Annotated in this window: 17 protein-coding genes, 5 tRNA genes and 1 riboswitch; of the genes, 10 read left to right on the forward strand and 12 right to left on the reverse strand. The window is 74.3% G+C overall.

Annotated elements, in window-relative coordinates:
• Positions 1 to 336 precede the first annotated feature (336 nt).
• On the forward strand, positions 337 to 1,116 hold the full coding sequence (locus ABZO31_RS15635; RefSeq protein WP_406861836.1) for a TetR/AcrR family transcriptional regulator: 780 nt from the start codon (positions 337 to 339) through the stop codon (positions 1,114 to 1,116).
• A gap of 260 nt (positions 1,117 to 1,376) precedes the next feature.
• Complete coding sequence (locus ABZO31_RS15640; RefSeq protein ID WP_406861837.1) at positions 1,377 to 3,290, forward strand: sigma-70 family RNA polymerase sigma factor; 1,914 nt, start codon at positions 1,377 to 1,379, stop codon at positions 3,288 to 3,290.
• A 26-nt stretch (positions 3,291 to 3,316) separates the two neighbouring features.
• Here the strand turns inward: ABZO31_RS15640 and ABZO31_RS15645 are convergent, their stop codons facing one another.
• A complete protein-coding gene (locus ABZO31_RS15645; RefSeq protein ID WP_406861838.1) occupies positions 3,317 to 5,476 on the reverse strand; it encodes an asparagine synthase-related protein in 2,160 nt (719 codons plus the stop codon).
• A 609-nt stretch (positions 5,477 to 6,085) separates the two neighbouring features.
• Between ABZO31_RS15645 and ABZO31_RS15650 the strand changes: the two genes are divergently transcribed.
• From ABZO31_RS15650 to ABZO31_RS15665, 4 genes are all read left to right on the forward strand, one after another.
• Positions 6,086 to 7,588: an MFS transporter gene (locus tag ABZO31_RS15650; RefSeq protein ID WP_406861839.1), complete on the forward strand. Its 1,503-nt coding sequence runs from the start codon at positions 6,086 to 6,088 to the stop codon at positions 7,586 to 7,588.
• A 178-nt stretch (positions 7,589 to 7,766) separates the two neighbouring features.
• Positions 7,767 to 8,945 carry an L-2-hydroxyglutarate oxidase gene (gene lhgO / locus ABZO31_RS15655; protein WP_406865366.1) on the forward strand — a complete coding sequence of 393 codons (1,179 nt, stop codon included), beginning with the start codon at positions 7,767 to 7,769 and terminating at the stop codon, positions 8,943 to 8,945.
• Between the two features lie 61 nt (positions 8,946 to 9,006).
• Complete coding sequence (gene trmB, locus ABZO31_RS15660; RefSeq protein WP_406865368.1) at positions 9,007 to 9,768, forward strand: tRNA (guanosine(46)-N7)-methyltransferase TrmB; 762 nt, start codon at positions 9,007 to 9,009, stop codon at positions 9,766 to 9,768.
• A gap of 26 nt (positions 9,769 to 9,794) precedes the next feature.
• Positions 9,795 to 11,108, forward strand: coding sequence for a PrsW family intramembrane metalloprotease (locus ABZO31_RS15665; RefSeq protein ID WP_406861840.1), 1,314 nt, complete (start codon positions 9,795 to 9,797; stop codon positions 11,106 to 11,108).
• A 31-nt stretch (positions 11,109 to 11,139) separates the two neighbouring features.
• Here the strand turns inward: ABZO31_RS15665 and ABZO31_RS15670 are convergent, their stop codons facing one another.
• The 4 genes from ABZO31_RS15670 to ABZO31_RS15685 all read right to left on the reverse strand — a co-directional run bounded on the left by ABZO31_RS15670 (position 11,140) and on the right by ABZO31_RS15685 (position 14,592).
• Entirely contained in the window at positions 11,140 to 12,186 is a 1,047-nt protein-coding gene (locus ABZO31_RS15670; RefSeq protein WP_406861841.1) for a M23 family metallopeptidase, read from the reverse strand.
• Between the two features lie 11 nt (positions 12,187 to 12,197).
• A riboswitch (cyclic di-AMP (ydaO/yuaA leader) is annotated at positions 12,198 to 12,331 on the reverse strand.
• A 289-nt stretch (positions 12,332 to 12,620) separates the two neighbouring features.
• Positions 12,621 to 13,931, reverse strand: a complete 1,311-nt coding sequence (locus ABZO31_RS15675; protein ID WP_406861842.1) for a PP2C family protein-serine/threonine phosphatase — start codon at positions 13,929 to 13,931, stop codon at positions 12,621 to 12,623.
• Between the two features lie 6 nt (positions 13,932 to 13,937).
• Positions 13,938 to 14,011, reverse strand: a tRNA-Met gene (locus ABZO31_RS15680).
• 95 nt (positions 14,012 to 14,106) lie between these two features.
• A complete protein-coding gene (locus tag ABZO31_RS15685; RefSeq protein ID WP_406861843.1) occupies positions 14,107 to 14,592 on the reverse strand; it encodes a rhodanese-like domain-containing protein in 486 nt (161 codons plus the stop codon).
• A gap of 312 nt (positions 14,593 to 14,904) precedes the next feature.
• On the opposite strand from ABZO31_RS15685, the gene ABZO31_RS15690 reads away from it, so the two are divergent.
• Entirely contained in the window at positions 14,905 to 16,455 is a 1,551-nt protein-coding gene (locus ABZO31_RS15690) for an InlB B-repeat-containing protein (protein ID WP_406861844.1), read from the forward strand.
• Positions 16,456 to 16,485: 30 nt separating this feature from the next.
• Here ABZO31_RS15690 and ABZO31_RS15695 read toward each other — a convergent pair.
• The 4 genes from ABZO31_RS15695 to ABZO31_RS15710 all read right to left on the reverse strand — a co-directional run bounded on the left by ABZO31_RS15695 (position 16,486) and on the right by ABZO31_RS15710 (position 20,269).
• Positions 16,486 to 16,558, reverse strand: a tRNA-Lys gene (locus tag ABZO31_RS15695).
• 220 nt (positions 16,559 to 16,778) lie between these two features.
• The gene (locus ABZO31_RS15700; protein ID WP_406861845.1) at positions 16,779 to 18,986 is read right to left on the reverse strand and encodes a DEAD/DEAH box helicase; all 2,208 of its coding nucleotides are present in this window, start codon (positions 18,984 to 18,986) and stop codon (positions 16,779 to 16,781) included.
• Positions 18,987 to 19,186: 200 nt separating this feature from the next.
• The gene (locus ABZO31_RS15705; protein ID WP_406861846.1) at positions 19,187 to 19,804 is read right to left on the reverse strand and encodes a hypothetical protein; all 618 of its coding nucleotides are present in this window, start codon (positions 19,802 to 19,804) and stop codon (positions 19,187 to 19,189) included.
• A gap of 114 nt (positions 19,805 to 19,918) precedes the next feature.
• Positions 19,919 to 20,269, reverse strand: a complete 351-nt coding sequence (locus ABZO31_RS15710) for a metallopeptidase family protein (protein WP_406861847.1) — start codon at positions 20,267 to 20,269, stop codon at positions 19,919 to 19,921.
• Positions 20,270 to 20,407: 138 nt separating this feature from the next.
• Here ABZO31_RS15710 and ABZO31_RS15715 point away from each other — a divergent pair.
• From ABZO31_RS15715 to ABZO31_RS15725, 3 genes are all read left to right on the forward strand, one after another.
• A tRNA-Glu gene (locus ABZO31_RS15715) sits at positions 20,408 to 20,480 on the forward strand.
• 40 nt (positions 20,481 to 20,520) lie between these two features.
• Positions 20,521 to 20,594 (forward strand) — tRNA-Asp (locus tag ABZO31_RS15720).
• A 22-nt stretch (positions 20,595 to 20,616) separates the two neighbouring features.
• Positions 20,617 to 20,690: transfer RNA gene (locus tag ABZO31_RS15725), tRNA-Phe, on the forward strand.
• A gap of 39 nt (positions 20,691 to 20,729) precedes the next feature.
• Here the strand turns inward: ABZO31_RS15725 and ABZO31_RS15730 are convergent.
• Genes ABZO31_RS15730 through ABZO31_RS15740 form a run of 3 tightly spaced genes read right to left on the reverse strand, consistent with a single transcriptional unit; the run spans position 20,730 to position 22,778 of the window.
• Positions 20,730 to 21,557, reverse strand: a complete 828-nt coding sequence (locus ABZO31_RS15730; RefSeq protein ID WP_406861848.1) for a cytochrome c biogenesis CcdA family protein — start codon at positions 21,555 to 21,557, stop codon at positions 20,730 to 20,732.
• Positions 21,554 to 22,360 carry a DsbA family protein gene (locus tag ABZO31_RS15735; protein ID WP_406861849.1) on the reverse strand — a complete coding sequence of 269 codons (807 nt, stop codon included), beginning with the start codon at positions 22,358 to 22,360 and terminating at the stop codon, positions 21,554 to 21,556. Before ABZO31_RS15735 ends, ABZO31_RS15730 begins: the two co-directional genes overlap by 4 nt.
• Before the next feature lie 58 nt (positions 22,361 to 22,418).
• Positions 22,419 to 22,778, reverse strand: coding sequence for a hypothetical protein (locus tag ABZO31_RS15740; protein WP_406861850.1), 360 nt, complete (start codon positions 22,776 to 22,778; stop codon positions 22,419 to 22,421).
• Between the last annotated feature and the right edge of the window lie 58 nt (positions 22,779 to 22,836).

Genomic DNA, 22,836 nt, shown 5'->3' on the forward strand with positions numbered 1-22,836 from the left:
AACGCCGTCCGGGGTTTGTCCACAGGCCCGACAAATCATGTGACCGGAGTGGTGTGGAGGCCTGGGGTGGCGCGTGAGGTGGGTACTGGGGGAAGTACGCAGGTCACCATAGGGGTGGGGGGTGCGTGCAGGGGTCAGAATCGGGAGTGTTCCGGCCCTTGCTCCGATCGGGGGGCGCACCGTACGGAACGGCCCCTTCTGAATTGACCGCAACTCAACTATGTTCGTACCTCGTCGGGGTGTCGGGTCGAGGACGAAGACCTGAGCAAGTGACCGGTCCCCGGCAGTCAGGGCGGGGAGTCTCCGGGGGGAGACATCGTGAGCGGGGGAACGCTTATGCACATTCAGGATTCTCATTGGCAGGCCGTCGTCGCGTCGCCGACGGACGGGATGACGAACGGTCGCGGGACCTCGGGTCCGGCGGTGGGCCGTTCCGCTCCGCTGCGCGTGGACGCGCAGCGGAATCTGGAGCACGTGCTGCGGGCCGCGCGCGAGGTGTTCGGCGAGCTGGGCTACGGCGCTCCGATGGAGGACGTGGCGCGGCGGGCGCGGGTCGGCGTCGGCACGGTGTACCGCCGCTTCCCGAGCAAGGACGTCCTGGTCCGGCGGATAGCCGAGGAGGAGACCTCCCGGCTGACGGAGCAGGCGCGGGCGGCGCTGGGGCAGGAGGAGGAGCCGTGGTCGGCGCTCTCCCGGTTCCTGCGCACGTCGGTGGCGTCGGGCGCGGGCCGGCTGCTGCCGCCGCAGATACTGCGGGTCGGTGTGGACGGGGACGAGCCGCTCGGCGGTCCGGCCGCGGAGGACGACGAGGCGCGGGTGCCGGCCCAGCGGGGTGCGGTGGCCGTGCAGTCGGAGCCGCGGGTGGTCGCGCCGCGTCCTGCCCCGCCGGCGGAGCAGGACGACGCGGGGGCCTCGGAGCTCCTGGAGGTCGTCGGCCAGCTGGTGGACCGGGCGCGGGCGGCGGGCGAGCTGCGCGGCGATGTGACGGTGGCGGACGTGCTGCTGGTCATCGCCACGGCGGCGCCCTCGCTCCCGGACGCGGTGCAGCAGGCGGCGGCGTCGGCGCGGCTGCTCGACATCCTGCTCGAGGGGCTGCGTTCGCGCCCGTCGGTGTGAGGCCGCCCGGGTTCGTGAAGGTGGCGTCGAACGTGGCGTGAAGGGGCCGGTGTTCGGTTCGTCCCGTGTGGGCGCCGGTCCCGTCAATCTCTGGCGTCACTCGGATCGTTGAGCATGTCACGAACGAGTGAGCGGTTACGCCCGTACCCGCGAAGTCTGCCCGGACGAGTGGTTGACTGACGCGGGGGTTCGGCGTACGCGCGCCCTGTGGCACTCTTGGCCGGTGTTCGGTTCTGAGCGTGCAAACGGGGGCTTCCGCGATGAGCGGTGAGAGTCGGGACGAGCCACAGGGCGAGCGCGGCGCCACGGAGACGGAGCCCGGAGAGCTGTCTTCCGGTCAGGTGCCGAGCCAGGGCGGACCGCTGGGTTCCGCCGGTGTGCCCGTCGCCGGTGCGCCCGTCGCCGGTGTGCCCGCACAGCGCGAGGCCGTGCAGACCGGTTCCGTCCTGCCGCCGCCGCTGGACCTGCCGCCCGCCGACGTCGAACTGATCCAGCGGATGCGCGGCGGCGACGACAGCGCGTACGAGGAACTGTTCCGCCGCCACTCCGAGGCCGTCCGCCGCTACGCCCGCACCTGCTGCCGCGACGCCCACACCGCCGACGACCTGACCGCCGAGGTGTTCGCCCGCACCCTGCAGGCGGTGCGCGGCGGCGCCGGGCCCGAGCAGGCGGTCCGCGCGTATCTGATGACCACGGTCCGCCGGGTGGCCGCGACCTGGCTGAAGTCGCAGAAGCGGGAGCACCTGGTCGAGGACTTCGCGCTGTTCGCGCAGGAGGCCGCGCGCTCCGCCGAGGTCTCCGACGACGACACGATGGACCTGGGCGCGGACGTCCGCGCCATGCACGAGGCCGAGCAGACCCTGGCCATGCAGGCGTTCCGGTCGCTGCCGGAGCGCTGGCAGGCGGTGCTGTGGCACACCACCGTCGAGGAGGAGTCGCCGAGCGAGGTCGCGCCGCTGTTCGGGCTGACCCCGAACGCCACGGCGGTGCTCGCCAGCCGGGCCCGGGAGGGCCTGAAGCAGGCGTATCTGCAGGCGCACGTCAGCCAGTCGCTGACCTCGGGCGGCGACTGCGCGCGGTACGCGGACCGGCTCGGCGCGTACGCCCGCGGCGGGCTGCGGATGCGGGCCGAACGGGGGCTGCGCAAGCACCTGGAGGAGTGCGCCAAGTGCCGGCTGGCGGCCGGCGAGCTCCAGCACGTCAACGCCGGGATCCCGGCGCTGCTGCCGATCGCGGTCATCGGCTGGTTCGCCGCCGGGTACGCGTTCAAGGCCGGCGGCGTGGTCGTCGGCGGTGTGGTGGGCGCGACCGGCGCGGGTGCGGCGGCCGCCGCCACCGGCGCGGTGTCCGGCTCGTCGACCGCGGGGGCCTCGTCGGCCGCCGCGGCGGAGGGTCTCGGCGCGCCCGCGAAGGTCGGCATCGCCGCGGCGGCGACGGTCGCCGCCGCCGCGGGCCTGGTCTGGGCGCTCTCCGGCGACCCGGCGGAGCCCGTCGCCAAGCCCGCGCCGACCCCGCCGGCCGTCGCCCCCGCCGAACCGCCGCCCGCCCCGGCGCCGAAGCCCACACCGACCCCGCCCCCGCCGCCCGAGGCCCCCGCGCCGAAGCCGACGCCCACCCCGACCCCTACGCCGACGCCCCCGTCGCCCGAGGCGAAGCCGAAGCCCGCGCCGACCCCCACCCCAACCCCGAAGCCGAAGCCCAAGCCCGAGCCGGCCCCGAAGCCGCCGCCCGCCCCGGCGGCGTACCAGATCAGCGAGCTGGAGTACGGCACGCTCGGCGACGGCACCAAGCCGGAGGTGCGGCTCGGCGAGAGCAGCTGGATGTGGCAGCGGCAGGGCCTGTACATGGGCGGCACGCAGTACGCCCACGGCGTCAGCGTCCACGCCCCGTCGTCCCTGGTCATCGACCTGAACCGGAAGTGCCGCAGCTACGACGCGCTGGCCGGCATCGACGACCTGACCGCCGAACTCGGCATCGGCGCGGTCCGCTTCTCCGTCCTCGCCGACGGCAGCCGCGTCTGGCGTTCCAAGGTCGTCCGCGCCGGCGACCCCCCGGTCCCGGTGCACGTCCCGCTGACCGGCGTCCGCACGATCACCCTGGTCGTCGAACCCCACACGCCCTTCGGCCGCGTCGCCGTCGCCGACTGGGCGAACTCCCGCATCAGCTGCGCCTGACGGGCCGCCTCCCGAGGAAACGGGGACTACGCCAGCGACGCCCGCGTCGGCACCCCGCTCGCCACCGCGCGCATCCGGGGCGCCGCGGTGCCGGTCCAGCAGGTGCCGCGGCGGGCGAGGAGGCGGTGGAGCCAGAGTTCGGTGGAGACCAGGTCGGCGAGGCCGTCCAGCGGCACCGGTTCACCGTCGGCGGCGGCGCGCAGGGCGCGGCGGACGACACGGGCCTCGATCAGTCCGGCGTCGGCGAGCAGCGGGGCGGTGAACAGGGCCAGGAGGTCCGGGAGCGCCTCGCGCAGTCCCGTCCGCGCCGCCGCGCTCCCGCCGGCCGCCGCGCCCCAGCCGGGCGGCAGTTCGTGGATGCCGGCGCCGGAGAGGACCGAGCGGAGGATCGTCGCCCTGGCGTCGGGCTGGACGCGAAGGGACTCGGGCAACTCCCGGCAGGCGCGGACGACCTGGTTGTCGAGGAACGGGGTGTGCAGCCGCTGGCTGCGGATCTCGGCGGCCTGCTCCAGGATGCGGTGGTCCGCCGCCGCCCGGGCCAGCGCCGCGCGCGCCCGGGACTCGCCGGGCCGCTGCACGGACGTCGGCAGCGTCGCCGCCCGGTTCAGCCGGGCCGACACCTCCGCCAGCGCCTCCCCGGTCAGCCACCGCGCCGCGGGGCCCGGCCGCGACCAGGTCAGCGCGGCCAGCGACGCCTCCAGCGGGCCGTGCGCGGCGACCGCGGCGCGGTTGGCGTGCAGCAGTCCGGCCGCCGCGGTCTCCAGGCCGGTGCGGTACGGCGTACGGGCGAGGCGCCGGGCCGCGCGGTACACGGTCAGCGGGACGAGCAGCGCCTCCGCCGACGGGCCGGTGGCCCTGGCCAGGGCGGTCACCGGACGCACCAGGGATCTGCGCCGGCGGTCCATCAGGAGGTCCGCGAGCCGCGCCGGGTGGGCGTCGAGGACCTGCCGGGCGCCGAGTCCGGTGAGGTGGTCCGCGCTGCCGGCCGCGAGCCGCCGCCGGTGCCGGGCCGCGGTGACCAGCGAGGGTCCGGGCTCGTCGGTGAGCGGCCCGTCGAGCTCCGCGTACGGCAGGGCCTCCTCGTGCGCGGCGACGACGACGTGGTGCAGCCGGGGGTTCGCGGCCAGCGCCCGGGCCCGCTCCAGTTCGTCCTCCCGGCCCCGGGTCGCCAGGTCGTTGAAGGTGACGGCGAGCAGCCGCTCGCCCGCGCCGGTGCCGTGGCCGAGGATCGTGCCGGGCACTCCGGGCAGCCCCGCGGCGAGCAGGGCGAGCGTGCCGGAGGCGCTGCCGCCGGACAGGTCCGCGCCGATGCCGGGCGCGGGCACCGTCCCGCGGGCGGCCCGGCGTTCGGCCGGTCCCATGCCGGGTACCGGGCCGGGGTCCGGCGGCAGGACGTCGGGGGCGTGCCGGGGGGCGGTGAGCCGGGCCCGTACGGCGTCGACGAGGGCGTCCCGCACGGCGTCCACGGCCTGCCGCGGGTCCTTCTCCGGCGCGGCGACCGCGAGCGAGGCGACCGTCTCGTACCCGGTGATCTCGCGGGAGCCCTCGCGCAGGACGAGCGCGTGGCCGGGCGGGACGCGGCGGACGCCCTCGTACGGGGTGGAGTCGCGCAGCGCCTCCGGGGTCTCGGGGCAGGCGAGCAGCGCGGCGAGGTGCCCGATGTCGAGCTGCGCCTCGATGAGGTCGGCGAGCGGCAGGGCGGCGGTGGCGTAGGCGGTGCCGCCGGCCCACGGGGTGTGGAACACCGGCCGGGCGCCGGCGAGGTCGCCGGTGACGGTGATGCGGCGGCCGGCCTGCACGACGACGGTGTAGCTGCCGGCCCAGGAGGTCAGGTGCCGCAGTGCGCCCCCGCGCGCGGCGAACAGCGCCACCCGGAGTTGCTCGTCGCTCGCCGCGCAACACCCCAGTACGGCAAGGCGGGTGTCGGCGTCGGCGGAGACGACGCGGATCTCGTCGGGCCGCCAGTCGCCGACCGCCCACAGCGGATCGGGGTCGCCCCACAGGAGGCGGGCGCCGACGGGGTGGAGGGTGAGTCCCTCGGCGGCGTCGCCGTACGCGCCCGCGGAGTCCGCGAACCCCGCAGAGCCGGGCACAGCATCGCCGAACTCCGGTGCGCCGGCGTGCCCGACGCGCGTGCGCGTACCGAAGCGCGCGGCGATACTGCTCCAGCCCACCAGCCACCGCATCGCTGCCTCCACAGACTGTGGACAACTTTCGTCACGTCCAGTGGAGAACATGCTGCCACGACAAAGGGCGCACGGGAGCGGCTCCGGGTCGCGCACGCAAAACGCGAATGCGCCCCTGGCATTGGCCAGTTGCCGACGGTCCGCGTGGGCGCGCGGCCGCCCGGGCCGCCGTCGTCATTCGGCCAATCTCGGCGTGGGACGGTTCGGGCGTGGCGCGACACGAAAGGCGTCCCGCGGGGGCCGTCCCCGCCTCCGGGTGACAGTCCGGGAGGCGCCGCTCGCCTCCCGGACCCTTCCGCCGCCCGCGGGGATTGGGGCGGCGGCATCCCCCAGCCCACTGCCGCTTCGCACAGCGGGCCGACCCACGCACTGCCCATGGAAGCGCTCCCCGCGACGCCGGACGAGAGCGCACGGGCGGGCGCACGGCCACACGCCCGGAGCACGTCTCCCCGCCCCGGCCGCCCGCCCATCCCCCCGTACACACCACAATCCCGCCATAGGGAACACCGCCTCTTAACGGTCGGGATGCGGCGAACTACGCTGGGTTTACGAATGCCGCACGCCTATGCCCGGCGCCGCGGCGGCCGTCTGTGTGTCGAGGGGTGGCTCATGTCCAGGGAACAACGCGGGCCGAACGACAAACTCGGCACGGTTCTCGCCCTCGCGGGAATCAGCAACGCCGGCCTCGCCCGGCGGGTCAACGACCTCGGTGCGCAGCGCGGTCTGACGCTTCGTTACGACAAGACCTCGGTGGCGCGGTGGGTGTCGAAGGGCATGGTGCCGCAGGGCGCCGCCCCGCACCTGATCGCCGCCGCGATCGGCCAGAAACTCGGCCGTCCCGTCCCGCTGCACGAGATCGGGCTCGCGGACGCCGACCCGGCCCCCGAGGTCGGGCTCGCCTTCCCGCGCGACGTCGGCGAGGCGGTCCGCTCGGCGACGGAGCTGTACCGGCTGGATCTCGCCGGTCGGCGGGGCGGCGGCGCCGGCATCTGGCAGTCCTTGGCGGGCTCTTTCTCGGTCAGCGCGTACGCGACGCCCGCCTCCCGCTGGCTGATAACCCCTGCCGACCCGTCGGTGGCACGGCAGGCACCGGCGGGCGGCACGAGCGTGAACGCGAGCTCGAGCGCGACGAGGAACGCGGAGGCCGCCCCGACGGCCGCCTCCGACACCCCGGAGACCCACGACGAGAGCCTGACGCGCGTCGGGCACAGCGACGTCGCCAAGCTGCGCGAGGCCGCGGAGGACGCCCGCCGCTGGGACTCCAAGTACGGCGGCGGCGACTGGCGCTCCTCGATGGTGCCGGAGTGCCTGCGGGTCGACGCGGCGCCGCTGCTGCTCGGCTCCTACTCCGACGAGGTCGGCCGGGCGCTGTTCGGCGCGACGGCGGAACTCACCCGGCTGGCCGGCTGGATGGCTTTCGACACCGGGCAGCAGGAGGCGGCGCAGCGGTACTACATCCAGGCGCTGCGGCTGGCCCGCGCGGCGGCGGACGTGCCGCTCGGCGGGTACGTGCTCGCCTCTATGTCGCTGCAGGCGACGTACCGCGGCTTCGCCGACGAGGGCGTGGACCTCGCCCAGGCCGCCCTGGAGCGCAACCGGGGCCTGGCGACGGCGCGCACGATGTCGTTCTTCCGCCTGGTCGAGGCGCGGGCCCACGCCAAGGCGAACGACGCCGCCGCGGCGGGCACGGCGCTGAAGGCCGCGGAGGGCTGGCTGGAGCGGTCCCGGGAGGGCGACGCGGACCCGTCGTGGCTGGGCTTCTACTCGGAGGACCGGTTCGCGGCGGACGCGGCCGAGTGCTACCGGGACCTGAAGGCGCCCCGGCAGGTGCGGCGGTTCACCGAGCAGGCGCTGTCGCGGCCGACGGAGGAGTTCGTCCGCTCGCACGGGTTACGCCTGGTGGTGAGCGCGGTGGCGGAGCTGGAGTCGGGGAACCTCGACGCGGCGTGCGCGGCGGGCGTGCGCGCGGTGGAGGTCGCGGGGCGGATCTCGTCGGCCCGCACCACGGAGTACGTGCGGGACCTTCTGCACCGCCTGGAGCCGTACGGCGACGAGCCTCGGGTGATGGAGCTGCGGGAGCGGGCACGGCCGCTCCTGACGACGCCGGCGTAGCCGAATCGGCCCCGTGTCGGCCGCGTGACACGCATCCCACGTCGTGGGCGTTTAGCGGGATTGTCAGCGGGCCAGTGCACTATCGGGGTGGGAGGTGGCACTGGTGTCCGGGTCTGGGTCCGCGGCGGCGTACGCGTCTGCGCCGGCGCACGCGTCTGCGTACACGTACGACTGTGATGTGCTGATCGTCGGCGGCGGCATCGTCGGCCTGTCGACGGCGTACGCGCTGACGCGCGCGCGGCCGGGCACGAAGGTCGCCGTCCTGGAGAAGGAGCTCGCCCCGGCGCGGCACCAGACGGGCCGCAACAGCGGGGTGATCCACAGCGGGATCTACTACCGGCCCGGCTCCCTGAAGGCACGGTTCGCCGTGACGGGCGCGGCGGAGATGGTGAAGTTCTGCGCCGAGTACGGCATCCCGCACGAGGTCACCGGCAAGCTGATCGTCGCCACCGGGCGGGACGAGCTGCCGCGGCTGCACGCCCTGGTGCAGCGGGGCCGGGAGAACGGGATCCCGGTGCGGGAGCTGGGCCCGGCGCAGATCAGCGAGTACGAGCCGCGGGTGCGCGGGATCGCGGCGATTCACGTCGGCACGACGGGGATCTGCGACTACGGGGCGGTCGCCGCGCAGCTGGCGGAGGCCTCGGAGACGGCCGGGGCGGACGTCCTGTACGGCGCGGAGGCCGTCGCCGTCGACCGGCGCCCGTGGGGCGTGGCGGTGCGGACCGGCGACGGGCGGATCGTGCGCGGCCGGGTCATGGTGAACTGCGCGGGGCTGCACTGCGACCGGGTGGCCCGGCTCGCGGGCGACGACCCCGGGATGCGCATCGTCCCGTTCCGCGGCGAGTACTACGACCTGGCGCGGCCGTCGCTCGTCCGCGGCCTCGTGTACCCGGTACCGGACCCGGCGTTCCCGTTCCTCGGGGTGCACCTGACGCGGGGCGTCGACGGCGGCGTCCACGTCGGGCCGAACGCGGTGCCGGCGCTGGCGCGCGAGGGCTACGGCTGGGCGACGGTCCGCCCCGGCGACCTGGCCGAGACCCTGGCCTGGCCGGGCTCCTGGCAGATCGCCCGGCAGCACTGGCGGTACGGGGCGGGGGAGCTGCGCCGCTCCCTGTCGAAGCGGGCCTTCGCGGAGGCGGTGCGGCGGATGCTCCCCTCGGTCGAGGAGTCCGACCTGCGGCCGGCGCCGGCGGGCGTCCGCGCCCAGGCGGTCCTGCGGGACGGAACCCTGGCGGACGACTTCCTGATCAAGGAGTCCCCCCGGACGGTCCATGTGCTGAACGCCCCGTCACCTGCGGCGACGGCGTCCCTGCCGATCGGCCGGGAGATCGCGACGCGCGCGCTGGCTCAGCTGTAGGACCTTCGGCACACCCGCGATACACCCGCGGCCCCGTAAAATCGGACGCACTGTGTCTGAGATTCGTGAAACCCCCGTCGTCCCCTTCCACCGCGGCAGCCAGAGGTTCGCGCCCGGGGAAGGGCCCGCGCCCGATCCGGCCGGTTCGCATCACGAGCGGCGCATCCGGAGCTTCCAGCCGCGGCGCAGCCGGGTGACCGCGAGCCAGGAGGAGGCGCTGCTCAAGCGCTGGCCCGACTGGGGGCTCGACATCGACGGGCGGAGCGTCCTCGACCTCGACGCCCTGTTCGGCGGCCGGCCCGTCGTCCTGGAGATCGGGTTCGGCATGGGCGAGGCCACCGCGCAGATGGCCGCCGCCGACCCGGACACCGGCATCCTCGCCGTCGACGTGCACACGCCCGGCCAGGGCAATCTCCTCGGCCTCGCCGACCGGGGCGGCCTGGACAACGTCCGTGTCGCCAACGGCGACGCGATCATCCTGCTCCGCGAGATGCTCGCCCCCGACGCCCTCGACGGCGTCCGCGTGTACTTCCCGGACCCCTGGCCCAAGAAGCGGCACCACAAGCGCCGCCTCATCCAGCCGGAGTTCCTCACCCTCGTCGCGACCCGGATGCGGCCCGGCGCCGTCCTGCACTGCGCCACCGACTGGGAGCCGTACGCCGAGCAGATGCTCGAGGTGCTCACCGCGCACCCCGGCTTCGAGAACACCGCCGCCGACGGCGGCTACGCGCCCCGCCCGGACTTCCGCCCGCTGACCCGCTTCGAGGGCCAGGGCCTCGACAAGGGCCACCGGGTGCATGATCTTCTTTTTCGCAGGAAGTAGCCGCGCCGCGCGGTTAACGTCGGACCGTGCCGAATCACCCCGTGCCCACGGCCGACGCCGCCGCCCCGCCCACCGTGCCGGACGACCGCGCCCAGTGGCGCTACCGCCCCCGGCGGGCGTTCCGGCACCGCCGGGCCCTGCGCGCCGCCGCCGTCTTCGGCGTGCTCGCGCTCTGCGGCCTGGTGCTCCTGGCGATGCTGCGCGAGAAGACCGGAACCGAGGGCTTCCTCGTCGGCCTCGGTCTCGCCGTGCTCCCGGTCCCGCTGCTGCTCGCCGCGTTCCGCTGGCTCGACCGGGTCGATCCGGGCCCCTGGAAGAACCTGATCTTCGCGTTCGCCTGGGGCTCCGGCGCCGCCGCGCTCATCGCGTTCACCGCGAACACCTTCGCGATCCGCTGGATCGCCACCGCCACGGCCACCACCGACCCCGACGACCTGCTCAGCCTGGGCGCGACGTTCGTCGCCCCGGTCGTCGAGGAGAGCGTCAAGGGCGCCGCCCTGCTCCTGTTCCTCCTGCTGCGCCGCCGCACTTTCACCGGCCTCGTCGACGGCGTGGTCGTCGCCGGCTTCGTCGCGACCGGCTTCGCCTTCACCGAGAACATCCTCTATCTGGGCAGCGCCTTCGGTGAGGACCTGGCGACCGGCACGGGCGTCGTCGGCTCCAAGACCGTCGGGACCTTCTTCGCGCGGATCGTGCTGTCGCCGCTCGCACACCCGCTGTTCACCGTCTTCACCGGCATCGGCTTCGGCCTCGCCGCCGCCACCGCCCGCCGGCACCGGGTCCGGCGCGTCCTGCTGCCGCTCGGCGGGCTGCTCCTGGCGATGGGCGTGCACGCGCTGTGGAACGGCTCGGCCGTCCGCAGCCCGCTCGGCTTCCTCGCGGTGTACGGGGCGTTCATGGTGCCGGCCCTGGCGCTGCTGACCTGGCTCGCGATCTGGAGCCGGCAGCGCGAGCTGCGCACCATATCCGGGCGGCTCCCGGCGTACGCGGCGGCCGGCTGGCTGGCCCCCGCCGAACCGCTCGCGCTCTCCTCGATGCGGGCCCGCGCGATGGCCCGCTCCTTCGCCTCCGCCGCGTACGGGCCGGCCGCGGCGCGCGCGGTGCACGAGTACGAGGTCTTCGCGACCAGCCTGGCCTTCCTGCGCGACCGCGCCCACCGGGGGACGGCGGGCGCGGACTTCACCGCACGGGAGCAGGAGCTGCTGCACCACCTGTGGCAGCGCAAGGAGTTCGCGTCACCGGCGCTCACGTACGCGGCGGGGGCGACGGGCCGGTTCCGTCCGGCTCCGCCGCCCCCGCCGCACCGCGACTACACGGGTCCCAACCCGTACCGCGCCTGAGGTTCGACGGGCGCGCGGGTCGGACGGTCTGTCAGATGTTCTGGCCCTTGTCCCGCAGCCAGGCCGCCGGGTCGATGCCCGCGCCGCTCGCGGTGTGGACCTCCAGGTGGAGGTGGGGGCCGGTCACGTTGCCGGTCGCGCCGACGCGGCCGATGGTGTCGCCGGTGGTCACCGTCTGGCCCGCGCTCACGGTCATCGAGGACAGGTGGGCGTACCAGACCTCGGTGCCGTCCTCGAGCTCGAGGACGATCCGGTAGCCGTACGAGCCGGACCAGCCCGCCGACTTGATGGTGCCGCCGTGCACGGCCTTCACCGGGGTGCCGGTGGGCGCGGCGAAGTCGAGGCCGGTGTGGTAGCCGGAGGACCACATCGAGCCGGCCTGGCCGTACTCGGAGGTGATCGTGTACGAGGACGTCGGCAGCGCGTAGCTGGCGGCGAGCGCCGCCCGGCGGGCCGCCTCCTCCTTGGCCTTGGCCTCCGCCTCGGCCTTCGCCTTCGCCTCGGCGGCGGCCTTCTCCGCGGCGGCGGCCGCGGTCTGCTGGGCCTTCGCCTCGGCGGCGGCCTTCTCGGCGGCCGCCTTCTCCGCGGCGGCCTTGGCCTCGGCGTCGGCCGTCGCCTGCTGCTGCTCGGCCTGGGCCAGGATGCGGGCGCGCAGGGCCTCGCCCGCGTCGGCCGCCTCGATGGAGCCGGTCTGGCCTCCGTCGGCGGCGGGCAGGCTCAGGGACGCCTGGGTGAGCGGGCCGACGTTGTTGTCGGTCTCGGCGTCGTCCGCGAGCAGGGTGCCGACGCCGGGCAGGTCCTCGGCGGCGGGCAGGTTCATGTCCGGCAGCGAGATCGCGACCGGGGGCTTCTCCTTGGCGGTGGCCAGGCCACCCGCGCCGACCGCGGCGATGACGCCGACACCGAGGACGGTGGAGCTGCGGGCGATGCTGCGCTGCTTGACGACGCGGTGCCGGCCGCGGTTCGGACGGAGCGTGTCCTCGCTGGGGTTCCACTCCTCCTGGTACTCGCCTCCCCCAGCCATCGGGGCGCCGTAGGCGTCGAAGTGGGTCTCGCGAGCAGCAGGGTTGGACGCCACGGAGGCGTACTCCTTTCCTTCCTTCTCGCCTACCGGGTTAGCTGACGGGTTCGGAGCAGGAAGGTCTCCTACGGGCCAAATTCGACCCGATTCACCCCAATTGGTGGTTCCCCGGTTCCCTTGCGGGATTCGGCGCGTGCGCACGGTGCCGTCTCTTGCGACGACTGGGACGACCGCGCTGCGTTATCGAACGTTAATAGACACGTGGGCCCGATTCCAAGCTGTTCCTCTTGATCGTTCCGGGCATTGGCCTGGACTTAACCTGCCAGAACAGGGTGGAAACGGGCGAGTTGACCGCCCCGATGTCGAGACTCGGCCAAGAGTTCATGAAGTGACAACACGTCAGCGTTACCTCTCCGAGATCCTTCCCTCACGGACCGTCACAGCGGCATCGTCACGGCACCACCGGCATCGTCACGGCACCACCGGCATCGTCACGGCACCACCGGCATCGTCCGCCGCCGCTCCGGCTGGCCCTCCGCCGGCCGGCTCACCGCCAGCAGCGCCATGTCGTCCGTCGAACCGCCTCCGGTGTGCCGGCGCACGTCGTCGACCAGCGCGTCCAGAAGCTCGTCCGGGCCCGGGAAGATCCGGCCGGCGAGCCGCTCCCCCGGTGCGTAGAAGACGCCGTCGCCGTCACGCGCCTCGGACAGCCCGTCCGTGTAGAAGAGGAGCGTCGCGCCGGCCGGGTACGGCCGCTCGTCGACCCGGTCCGGCCAGGCCGCCAGATCGCCCATGCCGAGCGGCAGCGCGGCCTGGCTCGGCGTCAGCCGCTCCAGCCCCCCGTCCGCGTACAGCAGCAGCGGCTCCGGATGGCCCCGGTTCACGATCCGCACCCGGGCCGGGCCGCTCGGGATCTCGGCGAGCACGGCGGTGGTGAAGCCCTCGAAGGCGTCCAGGCTGTCGCGCCGCCGGCCCTCCCGGGCCAGCGCCCGCTCCAGCCGCATTGCCACGCCCTCCAGCGCGGCCTCCTGCTCGGCCGCCTCGCGGAACGCGCCGATGATCACCGCCACCGCCTCCACCGCGTCGAGCCCCTTGCCGCGCACGTCGCCGACGACGAGCCGCACCCCGTGCGGGGTGTCCTGGACGGCGAACAGGTCGCCGCCGATGAACGCGTCCGCCTGCGCCGCCTCGTACCGGGCCGCCACGTGCAGCCCGCCGATCCGCTGGGCGGGCGTGGGCAGCACCGCCTTCTGCGCCGCCTCGGCGACGACCCGCGCGGACGCGAGCTTCTCGCCACTTCGCCGCACCACCTTGTTGATCAGCAGCGAGAGCATCGAGACCGTCAGGACGGTGACGGTCTCGATCACCGCGGGCACGTCGGTGGCCGTGTCGTTGTACGTGTGCAGCGCCACGCTGAACACGACGGCCACGACGGCCGTCAGCAGCGTGGTGCGGAACGAGTAGAACGGCGCGGCGATCAGCGGGGCGGCGGAGTAGAACGGGGCGGCGGTGTACTCCGGCGGCGTGGCCAGGTCGAAGACGGACCCGCCGAGGATCAGGAGCGCGGGCAGGGCGCGGACGAACCGCCGCTCGCCCGGAGGCCTCTCCCTGTCGCTTCCGCCCGCCGACGATCGTCGCCCCACCTGTGCTCTCCCTGCCGGTCCGCCCGAGCTGCGGACGGTACTCCGCCCCGTCCAGGCTGGCCGGAGCCGCGCCGGGCGGCGACCCGCCGTCCGCCGTCCGGGTGACACAGGCCCCGGAATGCACGAGGGCCCGGATCCACAATGGATCCGGGCCCTCATCTTCAGTAGCGGGGACAGGATTTGAACCTGCGACCTCTGGGTTATGAGCCCAGCGAGCTACCGAGCTGCTCCACCCCGCGTCGGTGAACCCAACAGTACGTCATCCGGAGCAGCATCGGAAATCGGATTTCGGCACAGCGGCGTGACCCTGGTCTCACCGGCCCTGATCAGCGGCTCAGCAGCCGCAGTCGGCGGCGTCGACCGGCGCGGTCAGCGGGTCGGCGGCGCGCTGCGCCGGACCCTCCCAGGTCTCGTACGCGAAGCCCTCGCGCACCCAGTACTCGAAGCCGCCGAGCATCTCCTTCACCTGGTAGCCGAGCTCGGCGAGGGCGAGCGCGGCGCGGGTCGCGCCGTTGCAGCCGGGGCCCCAGCAGTACGTGACGACCGGCACGGACCGGTCGAGGAGCCGCCCGGCCTGCTCCGCGATCTGCGCGGTCGGCAGGTGGAGCGCGCCGGGGACGTGGCCCTGATCCCAGGACGCGGTGGAGCGCGAGTCGAGGAGCACGAAGCCCGGGTCGCCGCCGGCCGCGAGCGCGGCGGCGACGTCGGAGACGTCGGCGTGGAAGGCGAGGCTCGCGGAGAAGTAGGCGGCTGCCGCGGCCGGCGAGGCGGGCGGGACGCGGAGGACCGGGTTGGCGTACTGGGCGGGTGAGGTGTTCATGCCTGTGAACCTACGGGCGAAGATCATCGGGCTGAAGGGAGGATCCCCGGCACTTGCCGCGATCGGCCGGGGATTCCCGCGCGCTGGGTGCGCCACGGCGGGGATCTCACGTGCCGGGACGGTACCGGGAGGACGGGGCGGTCATCTCGCCCGCGCGGGTGTGACCCGTGCGGGTGAAGGAACCCTTCGTACGGGTCTGCGCACGCGTCCGGACGTGGCCCCGCCCCGGCCTGCCCCTCTTCACTGGCTCCCTGACCGACTGCCTGCCTGACTCACCCCCTCACTCACACGGGTCGACCCTCGGGAGAAGCCATGCGCGGCCATAGCTCGTCACTCGCCGGAGCGACCCTGCTGGTCCTCGCCGCGCTCGCCGCACTCGCCGCGCCCCCGGCGGCGTCCGACACGGACCCGGTGGCCGACGAGCCGGCGTGGGTGCTGCGCAGCCGTACGGAGCGGCTCGACCCGAAGGCGTACGCGCCCCTGTGCGCCGCCCGCGCGGCGGGCGCGCCCCGCGTGCGCACCCTGCGCCTGTTCCCCGACGTGTCGGTGACCGCGGTCGCGGACCGGGTGGAGCGGGACGCGCGGGGGACGGTGACGTGGGCGGGGCATGTCGCCGGGCGGCCGGAACGCACGGTCCTCCTGACGGTCGCGGGCGCCTGCGCCCCGGACGCCGGGGCGGCGACGACGGCGGTCGACGCGCTGGTGACCCTGGGCCCGCGTACGTACACGCTCTCGTCCGCGCCGGGCCGACCGGGCAGGGTCCGCGTCGCCGAGGTGGACCCGGCGAAGCGTCCGAAGCCGCCGACGGACGAGGTGAAGCACCACGCGACGGCCGGAAGCGAACCGCCCCCGACACCCGCCGAGCCCGCCGAACCCGCCCCCGTCGTCATCGACATGACCGTCGGCTACACCCCCAAGGCGGCCGAGCGCGTCGGCGGCGAGGCGGCGATGCGCTCCCGGATCGCCCTCGCCGACGCCGCCCTCGACAGCGCGCTCGCGGACAGCGGGGTGCGGGCGAGCGTCGACGTGGTGGCGTCGTACGAGGCCGCGTACGACGGCGGCGAGGTTGCGGAGGACGTGTACCGGAAGCTGAGCGACCCCGAGGACCGCCAACTCGGCGCGCCCGCCGCCGAGCTGCGCGAGCGTCACGCCGCGGACCTGGCCGCGCTGCTGGTCGCCGTCCCGGCCGGCACCAGCACCGGGCACGGCAGCCTGCCCCAGCCGCCGTCGGCGACCACGGACCGCCAGGCGTACTCGGTGACGGACGTCGACAGCGTCGTCGACTGGTTCAACTTCGGCCACGAGGTGGGCCACAACCTGGGCCTGTGGCACGACCGGGCGACCCTGGAGCGCCAGTCCGGCGGCGTGGACTACCGGCGGTCGCTGACCACCCCGTACAGCACCGGCTGGATCACGGCGGACGGCCGCTTCCACACGGTCATGGCGTACGGCTCCTCCTGCCCGGGCGCGTGCGCGCCGGTCAACCGGTACGCGAACACCGTGCGTCCCTGGGAGGGCGAGCCCCTGGGCGACGCCCACAACGACAACGCCCGCGTGGCCCGCTGGACGGCCCCGATCGTGGCGGCGTACCGCACGCCGGCCACCCCGGTGCCCCGCCACGCCCTGACCCTGACCGCGGCCCCCGCCGCGGCCGGCACGGTGCACCCGGCCACGTGGGGCCCGTACCGCCCGACGACGGAGATCACGGTGACGGCGACACCGGCGGAGGGCCACGTCTTCGCGGGCTGGGAACTGGACGGCCGGGCACTCGCCCACAAGGGAACGGAGCTGACGGTCCCGATGACGGAGCCGCACACTCTGAAGGCCCGCTTCGAACGACGAAGCGCCCCGCCCGTCGGGTAGAAACGGGCGAGGCGCCTGCGTGACGACTCGTAGGCCGTGTGGGACTCGAACCCACAACCAACGGATTAAAAGTCCGCTGCTCTGCCAATTGAGCTAACGGCCCTCGGCGAGTCACCCCCGAGCATAGCCGGACGCGGCCGGTGAGCCGATCGGGTATCGGGCCACCGGCCGCGCCGTTTCCTCGTACAGCCCCTTGAACGAGCTGAACGAGCCCCAGCCGGAGCCGACCGGCACGGGCGCGCCGAAGGTGCCGTTGCAACGCAAAGGGCCCGCACCAGCACTGATGTGCTGGTACGGGCCCTTGCTCAGGCGCTTACCGACCGTCAGCCGTTGCGCTTCCAGCGGGGCTTGTCGTCGCGGCGGCCGAAGGAGGAGCCGGCGCCGCCGCCGCGGTGGTCGTCACGACGGCCGAAGGGACGGTCGTCGCGGCGGTCGCGGTTGAACGGGCGGTCGCTGCCGCGGTGGCCGCCGGAGGGGCGGTCGTCGCGACGGAAGCCGCCACGGTCGTCACGGCGGTCGTTGTCCCGGCGGAAGCCACCGGACGGACGGTCGTCACGGCGGAAGCCGCCACGGTCGTTGTCACGACGGTCGTTGTCCCGGCGGAAGCCGCCCGACGGACGGTCGTCGCGACGGAAGCCGCCGGAGGGGCGGTCGTCCCGGCGGAAGCCACCGCGGTCGCCGCCACGGTCGTCACGGCGGTCGTTGTCCCGGCGGAAGCCACCGGACGGACGGTCGTCGCGACGGAAGCCGCCACGGTCGCCGCCACGGTCGTCACGACGGTCGAAGCCACCGCGGTCGCCGCGGTCGTCCCGGCGGAAGCCACCGCGGTCGCCGCCACGGTCGTTGTCCCGGCGGTCGAAGTCGCGGCGGAAGCCGCCACGGTCGCCACCCCGGTCGTTGTCCCGGCGGTCGCGGCGCTCGTAGTTGCCCCGCTCGTCGCGGCGCTCGCGCTCACGGTCGCGCTCCTGCGCCGCGGCAGCGGCCTTGGCCGCCTCCTCGGCGGCCTTCGCGGCCTGCGCCAGCTCGGCCTCGGCGGCCTCGGCCACCTCGGCGACCGCGGCCTCCGGGTCCTCGCCGCGCTCACGGGCGGCACGGGCGACCAGACGCTCGGCCTCCTCGCGGAGCTCGACGGCCCGGCGCTGCAGGCGCTCCAGCTGCTTGGTCAGCTCGGCGACCTCGCGCTCGGCCTGCTTGGCCGCGTTGTTCGCGGAGTCCGCCTGGACCTCGGTCAGCGAACGCGCACCGGTGATCTCGGCGACCTCCGGGTCGAACGTGCCCGAGCCGCCCACGATGTGACGCGAGGCGTCGACGCCCGCGTCCTCCATCAGACGGAAGATCTGGCGGCGCTGGTGCGGCAGCGCCAGGGAGACCACGACACCGGAGCGGCCGGCACGCGCCGTACGGCCCGAGCGGTGCAGGTAGTCCTTGTGGTCGCCGGCCGGGTCCACGTTCAGGACCAGGTCGATGCCGTCCACGTGGATGCCGCGCGCGGCGACGTCGGTGGCGACGAGGACGTTGACGTACCCGTCCTTGAAGTCGGCGAGCGTCCGCGTACGGGCGCCCTGCGTCATGCCGCCGTGCAGCGCGTCCGCCTTCACGCCGGCGTCGCGCAGCTGCTCGGCGACACGGTCGGCGCCCAGCTGGGTGCGGACAAAGATGATGGTGCGGCCCTTGCGGGCGGCGATGGCGGCGGTGACCGGGGCCTTGTCCTTCGGCTTCACGACGAGGACGTGGTGGGTCATGGTGGTGACCGCGCCGGCCGACGGGTCGACCTCGTGGGTGACCGGGTTCACCAGGTAGCGCTTCACCAGCGAGTCGATCTCGTTCTCCAGCGTGGCGGAGAAGAGGAGACGCTGGCCGCCCTCGGGGACCTGGTCGAGCAGCTCGGTGACCTCGGGCAGGAAGCCCAGGTCGGCCATCTGGTCGGCCTCGTCGAGGACGGCGACCTGGACGTTCTCGAGCGAGCAGGCGCCGCGGTTGATGATGTCGCGCAGACGGCCCGGGGTGGCGACGAGGATGTCGACGCCGCGCTCCAGGGCGTAGATCTGGTTGCCCATCGACGTACCGCCGCAGACGACCTTCATCTTGAGGCCGAGCACGTCACCGTACGGCTGGAGGGCGTCCGCGACCTGCATCGCGAGCTCACGGGTCGGGGTGAGGATGACGCCGCGGGGCTTCTTCTTGTCGGTGTGGCCGCCGGCCAGGGTGGCGAGCAGCGGCAGACCGAAGGAGAGGGTCTTGCCGGAGCCGGTGCGGCCGCGGCCCAGGATGTCCTTGCCGGCCAGGGCGTCCGGGATGGTCGCGGCCTGGATCGGGAAGGGGGTGGTCACGCCGTTCTGCGCGAGCTTGCGCACGACGCCCTCGGGCAGACCCAGGTCGCCGAAGGTGATGGTCGGCTCGGCGGAGTCCTCGGACTCGGACGCCTCTGCCGCCTCGGCCGCCTCGACGACGGCCTCCGCCGCCTCGACGATCTCGTCGGTGATCTCGTCGTTCTCGGGCATGACGGCGTGGTCAGAACTGAAAATGGACATGCGAAATGCGAAACCTTCCGGAGTCTCGGCACGCGCCCGTCAACTCCGTGAATTCGCACAAGACCGCCTCAATGCGGTCAGCCACGGCAAGGGAGAGTACGCGCCAGTCACGGCGCTCTTCGGTAATGGCGCCGGGCAAATGGGATCAAACGATCTACCACCATACGCACCCTCCCCCACCCAAGGCAAACCGAGCTACGTCACACCGGCCCGACCTGCGGCGACGCCTGCGGCTCCGTCGGACCGCCGGAGCCGTCCGCCGCCTTCATGGCCCCCATGTGGGTGTCCGCGCCGGGCGTCGCGGACGGCTGCTCGGACGGCTCCGGGTCCGGACCGGGCTCCGACGACGGATCCGGGCCGGGCGGCTCCTGCGACGGCGTCGGGTCGACCGGCGGCGGCTCCTCGCCCCCGCCGCCCGGGTTCCCCGGCGGGCTCGGCTCGCCCGGCCCGTGCGGATCCCCCGGCCCCGGCGGCTCCGGCGGCTTCTGCGGGCCGGGCTTCCCGGCCCCGCCGCCGGCCTTCCCCGGCTTCCCGGACCGCTCCGGCGAGGCGTCGGGCCCGGGCGACTCGTCGTCGCGCTTCTTGTCCTTCTCCCGGCCCTTCCCCGAGCCGCCGTGCTCGTACGCGCCCTCCTGCACACCGCCCCCGCCGCCCGCACCGGCCGACTCGGCCGCCGCGCCCTCCCGCTTCCCCGCCGACGTGCCGGGCGCGGGCTTCGTGGCGTCGTCGGTCACACTCATGCAGCCGCTGAGTCCGGCGCAGGCGGCGACCGCCAGCGCGGTGGCGGCCCATCTCACGGGGGTGGGCAGTGGGCGCACGGAGGGCACCTCCAGGAAACCGGGGGGAACGCGTTTCACAGCCCAACTCCCCGCGCACCATGGGGGACACGCCCGGAACCCGAGGGATCCGAAAGGATCAGCAGCGGCCGCGGCTCAGCCGTAACCGAGGGCGTGCAGCCGCTCGTCGTCGATCCCGAAGTGGTGCGCGATCTCGTGCACGACGGTGATCTCCGTCTCCGCGACCACGTCCTCCCGCGACTCGCAGAACCGCAGCGTCGGCCCGCGGTAGATCGTGATCCGGTCCGGCAGCACCCCGGCGTACCACTCGCCGCGGTCCGTCAGCGGCGTTCCCTCGTAGAGGCCCAGCAGTTCGGGGTCGTCCGGAGACGGCTCGTCCTCCACGAACACCGCGACGTTGTCCATCAGCCGCGTCAGCTCCGGCGGGATCCTGTCCAGCGCCTCGGCGACCAGTTCCTCGAACTCCTCGCGTGTCATCTCCAGCACGCGGCCATTGTCCCTCCGCGGGCCCCGCCCGGGGCGGCTCTCGCCGGCCCCGGGGAAACCGTTTTGGCGATACCCGCCGGCATCCCATATGCTTCTCACGTCCCCGAGGCGCTGACGAAGTGCTCAGGTGGGCCCTTAGCCCTCATCGTCTAGTGGCCCAGGACGCCGCCCTTTCAAGGCGGTAGCACGGGTTCGAATCCCGTTGGGGGCACGCACAACCGTGTGCGAGACTGGTTCTCACACACAAGCAAGGCTCTGTGGAGCAGTTGGTTAGCTCGCCACCCTGTCAAGGTGGAGGTCGCGGGTTCAAGTCCCGTCAGAGTCGCTGAGGTCGGAAACGACCTCGTGGCTGGGTAGCTCAGTTGGTACGAGCGATCGCCTGAAAAGCGATAGGTCGCCGGTTCGACCCCGGCCCCAGCCACAGCCGAAGGCCCCCGTCCGATGGACGGGGGCCTTCTCCTTATCCCTGCGCCTTCTGCTTCAGCGCCCGTACGCCGAACACCGCGCCCACCACCGCGACCGACGCGACCAGCAGCGCCCAGTCCGGGATCACCTTGCCCAGCGCCGCCACCCGCTGCTCCACCGCGAACGAGGCGTCCACCGACAGCAGGCCCGGCAGGGCCGTCGTGCCGTCGAAGACCAGGAAGAGCGTGCCGAGCAGCACGAAGAACAGCCCGGACAGCAGCGACGTCGAATGCGCCTCGAAGCGGCCGATCCGCAGCGGCCGGCCCCGCAGCCAGCGCCGCCGCCCCAGGTCGTACCGCTCCCAGAGCAGCGCGAGCAGGAACAGCGGGACCGCCATGCCCAACGCGTACACCGCGAGGAGCAGTCCGCCGTACGCCGGACTGCCGCTGAGCGCCGCCACCGTCAGGATGCTGCCGAGGATCGGGCCCGCGCAGAAACCGGCCAGGCCGTACACCAGGCCGAGCGCGTACACGGAGACCGCCGTGGTCGGCCGGATCCGGCCGCTGACCTCGGCGATCCGGCGCGAGGCGAAGCCCAGGCCCAGGATCTGCAGCACGCCGAGGCCGATGATCAGCCAGCCGCCGGCGGTCACCAGGAGGTCCCGGTGACCGTAGAAGAGACGGCCGGCGAACGAGCCGGCCGCGCCCAGCGGGACGAGCGTGGTCGCCAGGCCCGCGTAGAAGACGCCGGTACGGGCGAGCAGCCGGCCCGGCGAGTCGATCGAGTACGCGAAGAACGCCGGCAGCAGCAGGGCGCTGCACGGGCTGAGCAGCGCGAGCAGGCCGCCCAGGAGGGCGGCCGGATAGCCGAACTCGCCGGTCACCGCGCGGCCGCCGACGGAGCGGCGGAACCCGGGGCGCCCGGCGAACCGGACGGCGTCCCCGACGGGCCCGCCGCCTTCGTCCCCTTCGCCTTCGCCGTCCGGGCCGCCGCCTCGATGGCCTCCACGAAGGTCTCCATCGGCTGCGCCCCGGCGATCGGCCGACCGTTCACCAGGAACGACGGGGTCGACGTCGCGCCGAGCGAGTACCCCTGCTCCTGGTCCGCCGACACCGCCTCGCGGGCCGCCGCGCCCGCCGAGTCCGCGGCGAACTTCGCCAGGTCCGGCACCCCGGCCTCGCGTGCCAGGGCCGTCAGCCGCGCCTCGCCGAAGCCCTTCTCCTTCGCGCCCTTCGCGTACGCCGCCCTGTGGAACTCCCAGAACCGCCCCTGCCGCGCCGCCGCCCACGAGGCGCGGGCCGCGGCCTCCGACTCCTCGCCGAAGATCGGGAAGTTCCGCCACTCGATGCGCAGGGTGCCGTTCTCGACGTACTTCTCGATCAGCTTCGGCTCGGTGTCGCGGGCGAACTGCCCGCAGTACCCGCACTTGAAGTCCGCGTACTCGATGAGCACGACGGGCGCGTCGGCGCGGCCGAGCGCGAGCCCGTCGGAGGCGTCGCGCCGGGCGTACGACTCCAGCTCCGGGTAGACGCCGGAGGTCGGCTCGGCGGCCACGGACGTGCCGGAGTCGGCGGAGGGACGGGCGTCGGGCTTGGTGGCGGTGTACGAGACGAGGCCGAGCAGGGCGGCGGCCACGGCCACCCCGGCGACGATCACGACGGGCTTGGACCTGGAGGACCTGGACATGCGGAAGCACTCCTGAGCAGGAAGAAGAGACGGACGGCGGCAAGGAACGGCCGCCCGTCTAGACCCTCAGGACCGACAGCTCCGGCGGGGACGGCGGCACGAGATCCGGCGGCTCCGGCCCCGGTACGAGATCGTGGACGAGGGCGTCCGGCGCCCCCGCCCCGCAGACCGCCCGGCCGCCCGCGAGCGCCGGCAGCAGCTCCCCGAAGCCTTGGGCGCGCGGCGGCACGGCGGGGCTCACGGCCCCCTCGCCGGCCGGATGCCCCGGCCCGCAGCCGGGCTCCCCGGTGTCCACCACGGCACCGGCGACGGCGGTCACGGCCGGGGTGCCCGGGGGCGCCGCGCAGATCAGGAGCCCCAGCACCACGGCCGCCAGCACGGCGAACGCCGCCAGAGCGCGGGCGGCGGTGCGGGACATGGGGGGCCTTCCGGTCGGGGTGCCCGAAATATTACGCACCGCCCGTCGCGCGCCTTGG

It is taken from the genome of Streptomyces solicamelliae, assembly GCF_045348655.1.
In the GTDB taxonomy this organism is placed as follows: domain Bacteria; phylum Actinomycetota; class Actinomycetes; order Streptomycetales; family Streptomycetaceae; genus Streptomyces; species Streptomyces solicamelliae.